This is a genomic window from Streptomyces sp. NPDC104814 (assembly GCF_055583185.1).
On the sequence record NZ_JBVJOL010000019.1, the window covers coordinates 52,426 to 58,620 of the forward strand.

Sequence of the window (6,195 nt, forward strand, 5' to 3'; positions counted from 1 at the left end):
TCGTGTTGACCGTCAAACTTTTTGGTGAGACGCTGAAAGCCCGCGCACCTTAGCTGTTTGGCATGGCTGAACGGCAGCACAACTCCAGGCCCGCCAGGCAGCCGCGGGTGCGAATCCCTCACGACCCACACCGCTTCGGTCGGTCACTCAGTGTGGAGGACCATCCATCATGGCAAAGGCGCTTCTCGGTTACGTCGGCGGCTCCGACCCGCGACTCCTCGCCGAGATGCGACGGCTCCAGCAGCGCGTCCAGGACCTCGAATCCGAGCTCGTACGGATCCAGGCCGAGAAGGACGCCCTGCAGGCTGCCGCTTCTCACGACAGGATCATGGAGAGCGTTGACGCACACCAGGCGGAGCCTGCGCTCACCTGATCACTGCACGCTCCACAACAGCACAGGCAGTGGTTGGGCTGTCCGTCAACCGCTCAGTGTCAGAAGTGCAAGGGACGCCTCGGCGTCCCTTCTTTCTTGCCCCCGTGCATCCTTTCACCCTCTACAACGTCTGATGTGCCCTCGCCGTTCATCGGTGAAACCGCGGGTAGCACCGGGGTTCATAGAGTGAGACAACCGTGGAAGGTAGAGTCCGACGGCGTGCACCTCAAGGCCCTGACGCTCCGCGGGTTCAAGTCGTTCGCCTCGGCGACCACGCTCCGCTTCGAACCGGGGATCACCTGTGTCGTCGGCCCCAACGGCTCCGGCAAGTCCAACGTCGTGGACGCGCTCAGCTGGGTCATGGGCGAACAGGGCGCCAAGTCGCTGCGCGGCGGCAAGATGGAGGACGTCATCTTCGCCGGCACCACCGGCCGCCCGCCGCTGGGCCGGGCCGAGGTGTCGCTGACCATCGACAACTCCGACGGCGCGCTGCCCATCGAGTACGCCGAGGTCACCATCACGCGGATCATGTTCCGCAACGGCGGCAGCGAGTACCAGATCAACGGCGACACGTGCCGCCTGCTCGACATCCAGGAACTGCTCTCCGACTCCGGCATCGGCCGCGAGATGCACGTCATCGTCGGCCAGGGCCAGCTCGACTCCGTCCTGCACGCCGACCCCATGGGCCGCCGCGCCTTCATCGAGGAGGCCGCCGGCGTCCTCAAGCACCGCAAGCGCAAGGAAAAAGCCCTGCGCAAGCTGGACGCGATGCAGGCCAACCTCGCCCGCGTCCAGGACCTCACCGACGAACTGCGCCGCCAGCTCAAACCGCTCGGCCGGCAGGCGGCCGTCGCCCGCCGGGCCGCCGTCATCCAGGCCGACCTGCGTGACGCCCGCCTGCGCCTGCTCGCCGACGACCTCGTACGCCTGCGCCGCGCGCTGCAGACCGAGATCGCCGACGAGGCCGCGCTCAAGGCCCGCAAGGAAGCCGCCGAGCAGGACCTGAAGAAGGCGCAGCAGCGCGAGGCCCTGCTGGAGGACGAGGTACGCCGGCTCACGCCACGCCTCCAGCGCGCCCAGCAGACCTGGTACGAACTCTCCCAGCTCGCCGAACGCGTCCGCGGCACGGTCTCCCTGGCCGACGCCCGGGTCAAGAGCGCCACCTCCGCCCCGCCCGAGGAGCGGCGCGGCCGCGACCCGGAGGACATGGAGCGCGAGGCCGCCCGCATCCGCGAGCAGGAGGCCGAGCTGACGGCCGCGCTGGAGGCCGCCGAACGGGCCCTGGAGGACACCGTCGCCCACCGCGCGGAGCTGGAGCGGGAGCTGGCCCAGGAGGAGCGGCGCCTCAAGGACGTCGCCCGCGCCATCGCCGACCGCCGCGAGGGCCTCGCGCGGCTGCGCGGCCAGGTCGGCGCCGCGCGCTCCCGCGCCGCGTCCGCCCAGGCGGAGATCGACCGCCTGGCCGCCGCACGTGACGAGGCCCAGGAACGCGCCGTCGCCGCGCAGGAGGAGTACGAGGCGCTCAAGGCCGAGGTCGACGGCCTCGACGCCGGCGACGAGGAACTGGCCGCACGCCATGAGACGGCCAAACGGCAGCTCGCCGAGGCGGAAACCGCACTGGGCGCCGCCCGCGAGGCCCTCACCGCCGCCGAACGCAGCCGCGCCGCGACCCAGGCACGCCACGAGGCCCTGGCACTCGGCCTCCGCCGCAAGGACGGCACGGGCATACTGCTCGGCGCCCGCGACCGCCTCAAGGGAGTCATCGGCCCGGCGGCGGAACTGCTGACCGTGGAGCCGGGCTACGAGGTGGCCCTCGCGGCGGCCTTCGGAGCGGCCGCGGACGCGATCGCCGTCGAGACCCCGGCCGCAGCAGCGGAAGCGATCCGCCTGCTGCGCAAGCAGGACGGGGGACGGGCGGCCCTGCTCTTGTCCGGGGCACCGGAAGCGCCCCGAGGGGGCGCGGGGAACGGCGCGACCAGCCACCAGGCACCCGCAGACGCGCAGGCACCCGCCACCCCCCACACCGGGGCGCGCCCCGCCGTGGACCTCGTCAAAGGACCGGCCGAGCTCATGCCCGCCGTCCGCCGCCTCCTGCGCGGCATCGTGGTCGTCGGCACCCTGGAGGACGCCGAGGACGTCGTCTACGCGCACCCCGAGCTGATCGCCGTGACCGCCGAGGGCGACTCGCTGGGCGCCCACTTCGCCCACGGCGGCTCCGCCGGCGCCCCCAGCCTGCTGGAGGTGCAGGCCTCCGTCGACGAGGCCGCGGCCGAGCTGGGTGAGCTGGCGGTGCGCTGTGAGCGGCTGGCCGAGGAGCAGCGGATGGCGGCTGAACGGCGTACCGCGGCCGTCGGTGTCGTAGAAGAACTCGGTGAACGCCGGCGAGCCGCGGACCGGGAGAAGTCGGCCGTGGCCCAGCAGCTGGGGCGGCTCGCCGGGCAGGCCCGCGCGGCCGCCGGCGAGGCCGAGCGGTCCGCCGCGGCCGCGGCCCGCGCACAGGAGGCGCTGGAGCAGGCCGTCCAGGACGCCGAGGAACTGGCGGAGCGGCTGGAGGTCGCCGAGGAGACCCCCGTCGAGGAGGAGCCGGACACCTCCGTGCGCGACCGGCTGGCCGCCGACGGCGCGAACGCCCGGCAGACCGAGATGGAGGCCCGCCTCCAGGTCCGCACCCACGAGGAACGCGTGAAGGGCCTGGCCGGACGGGCCGACTCCCTGGACCGTGCCGCCCGCGCGGAACGCGAGGCACGCGCGCGTGCCGAGCAGCGCCGGGCCCGGCTGCGCCACGAGGCAGCCGTCGCCCAGGCCGTCGCCGCCGGCGCCCGCCGGCTGCTCGCGCACATCGAGGTGTCCCTCACCCGGGCCGAGCAGGAGCGGTCCGCCGCCGAGGCCGCCAAGGCCGCCCGCGAGCAGGAACTGACCGCCGCCCGTAGCGCGGGACGCGAACTGAAGTCCGAACTCGACAAGTTGACGGATTCGGTCCACCGCGGCGAGGTACTCGGTGCCGAGAAGCGGCTGCGCATCGAGCAGCTGGAGACCAAGGCGCTGGAGGAACTGGGTGTCGAACCGGAGGGGCTGGTCACCGAGTACGGGCCCGATCAGCCCGTGCCGCCCTCGCCCCCCGCCGAAGGCGAGGAGCTGCCGGAGGACCCCGGCCACCCGCGCAACCAGCCGCGTCCCTTCGTCCGCGCCGAGCAGGAGAAACGCCTGAAGGCCGCCGAGCGCGCCTACCAGCAGCTCGGCAAGGTGAACCCGCTCGCGCTGGAGGAGTTCGCGGCGCTGGAGGCCCGGCACCAGTTCCTGAGCGAGCAGCTGGAGGACCTGAAGAAGACCCGCGCCGACCTCCTCCAGGTCGTCAAGGAGGTGGACGAGCGGGTCGAGCAGGTCTTCACGGAGGCCTACCGGGACACGGCACGCGAGTTCGAGGGCGTCTTCAGCCGCCTCTTCCCGGGTGGAGAGGGCCGCCTGGTGCTGACCGATCCCGACAACATGCTCACCACGGGCGTGGACGTCGAGGCGCGTCCGCCGGGCAAGAAGGTCAAGCGGCTGTCCCTGCTCTCGGGCGGCGAACGGTCGCTGACCGCGGTGGCCCTGCTCGTGTCGATCTTCAAGGCGCGGCCGAGCCCGTTCTACGTCATGGACGAGGTCGAGGCGGCGCTGGACGACACGAACCTGCAGCGGCTGATCCGGATCATGCAGGAGCTGCAGGAGGCCTCGCAGCTGATCGTGATCACCCACCAGAAGCGGACGATGGAGGTCGCGGACGCGCTGTACGGCGTCTCCATGCAGGGTGACGGCGTCTCGAAGGTCATCTCGCAGCGACTCCGCTAGTGCGGGGAGTTCCCAAGATCATCTGACTCGATGTTCATTTCTTGAACGCCGAGTGGCTACGGGTATCTAGAAACTCACAGCCGATGAAGTATTGACTTCGAAACTTGAAGGCATAGTCTCTGCAACGTTGCTTTTACCTTCAGGTGTGAGCGGCGTGCCTGTATGCGCCACTGGAAGCCTGGAAGGGCAGACCCCCACCCGGCAGCGTTGCCGGTGGCCCGAGGAGTACACGTGACCAGCACAGCGCAGGCACCCCAGCCAGGAGCCCGTACGGCTCATCCCGATCATCTCGGGCATGTCATCTTCATCGCGGCAGCGGCCGCGATGGGCGGTTTCCTCTTCGGCTACGACAGCTCCGTCATCAACGGCGCCGTCGAGGCCATCCGCGACCGCTACGACATCGGCTCCGCCGCGCTGGCCCAGGTCATCGCGATCGCCCTGATCGGCTGCGCCATCGGTGCCGCCACCGCCGGCCGCATAGCGGACCGCATCGGCCGTATCCGCTGCATGCAGATCTCCGCGGCCCTCTTCACGATCAGCGCCGTCGGCTCGGCCCTGCCCTTCGCCCTCTGGGACCTCGCGTTCTGGCGCATCGTCGGCGGCTTCGCCATCGGCATGGCCTCCGTCATCGGCCCGGCCTACATCGCCGAGGTCGCCCCGCCCGCCTACCGAGGCCGTCTCGGCTCCTTCCAGCAGGCCGCGATCGTCATCGGCATCGCCGTCTCCCAGCTGGTCAACTGGGGCCTGCTCAACGCCGCGGGCGGCGACCAGCGCGGCAAGCTGATGGGCCTGGAGGCCTGGCAGGTCATGCTCGGCGTCATGGTCGTCCCGGCCGTCCTGTACGGCATGCTCTCCTTCGCCATCCCCGAGTCGCCGCGCTTCCTGCTGTCCGTCGGCAAGCGTGACCGCGCCAAGGAGATCCTCGCCGAGGTCGAGGGCAAGGGCGTCGACCTGAACGCCCGCGTCACCGAGATCGAGCACGCCATGAAGAGCGAGCACAAGTCCTCCTTCAAGGACCTGCTCGGTGGCGGCTTCTTCTTCAAGCCGATCGTCTGGGTCGGCATCGGCCTGTCGGTGTTCCAGCAGTTCGTCGGCATCAACGTCGCGTTCTACTACTCCTCCACCCTGTGGCAGTCGGTGGGCGTCGACCCGACGGACTCGTTCTTCTACTCGTTCACCACGTCGATCATCAACATCATCGGCACCGTGATCGCGATGATCTTCGTCGACCGCGTCGGCCGCAAGCCGCTCGCGCTCATCGGCTCGGTCGGCATGGTCGTCGGCCTCGCGCTGGAGGCCTGGGCGTTCAGCTACCACCTGGTCGACGGCAAGCTGCCGAGCACCCAGGGCTGGGTCGCCCTGATCGCCGCGCACATCTTCGTGCTCTTCTTCGCCCTGTCCTGGGGTGTCGTCGTGTGGGTCTTCCTCGGCGAGATGTTCCCGAACAAGCTCCGCGCCGCCGCGCTGGGCGTGGCCGCCGCCGCGCAGTGGATCGCCAACTGGGCCATCACCGCGAGCTTCCCGTCGCTGGCGGACTGGAACCTCTCCGGTACGTATGTGATCTACACGGTCTTCGCGGCGCTCTCCATCCCGTTCGTCCTGAAGTTCGTCAAGGAGACGAAGGGCAAGGCGCTGGAGGAGATGGGCTGAGGCCCTCCCGTTGCTCGGGGGGAAGGGCCAAGTCCCCGCTGCCCCTCTCCTCGAATCGTCCACCGCCTCTGCCCTCCGGGTGGGGGCGGTGGTGTTTGTACGGGTGCTTTTGCTTTTGCCTTTGCCTTTGCCTGCGGCGCGGGTGCCTGCGGCGCGTTTGCCTGCGGCGCCGGGTGCCTGCGGCGCTGGGTGCGTTGTTGTCTGCGGGTTTCGTTGTGGCTGGTCGCGCCGTTCCCCGCGCCCCTTTTGTGCCTGCGGCGGCCCGTTTCCGTCCGGTGGGTGGTTGCGGTCCTCGCCTGCGGCCGGTTTCTGAGTCGGGGCCGGGGTGGGGGGTGTCCGTCCTC

The 6,195-nt window shown here is 70.5% G+C and carries 3 protein-coding genes; all 3 read left to right on the plus strand.

The genetic code is table 11. From position 1 onward, the window contains the following. Positions 1-169: 169 nt before the first annotated feature. The 3 genes from ACZ64A_RS36645 to ACZ64A_RS36655 all read left to right on the plus strand — a co-directional run bounded on the left by ACZ64A_RS36645 (position 170) and on the right by ACZ64A_RS36655 (position 5,851). The gene (locus ACZ64A_RS36645) at positions 170-373 is read left to right on the plus strand and encodes a hypothetical protein (RefSeq protein WP_361627640.1); all 204 of its coding nucleotides are present in this window, start codon (positions 170-172) and stop codon (positions 371-373) included. Between the two features lie 219 nt (positions 374-592). Beyond that, complete coding sequence (gene smc, locus ACZ64A_RS36650) at positions 593-4,201, plus strand: chromosome segregation protein SMC (protein ID WP_469816344.1); 3,609 nt, start codon at positions 593-595, stop codon at positions 4,199-4,201. 231 nt (positions 4,202-4,432) lie between these two features. Beyond that, on the plus strand, positions 4,433-5,851 hold the full coding sequence (locus tag ACZ64A_RS36655; RefSeq protein WP_469816346.1) for a sugar porter family MFS transporter: 1,419 nt from the start codon (positions 4,433-4,435) through the stop codon (positions 5,849-5,851). Positions 5,852-6,195 lie beyond the last annotated feature (344 nt).

Excerpts from the sequence above, each read along its gene's own strand:
- ACZ64A_RS36645 (WP_361627640.1), top strand. The coding sequence starts at position 170 with ATGGCAAAGGCGCTTCTCGGTTACGTCGGCGGCTCCGACCCGCGACTC.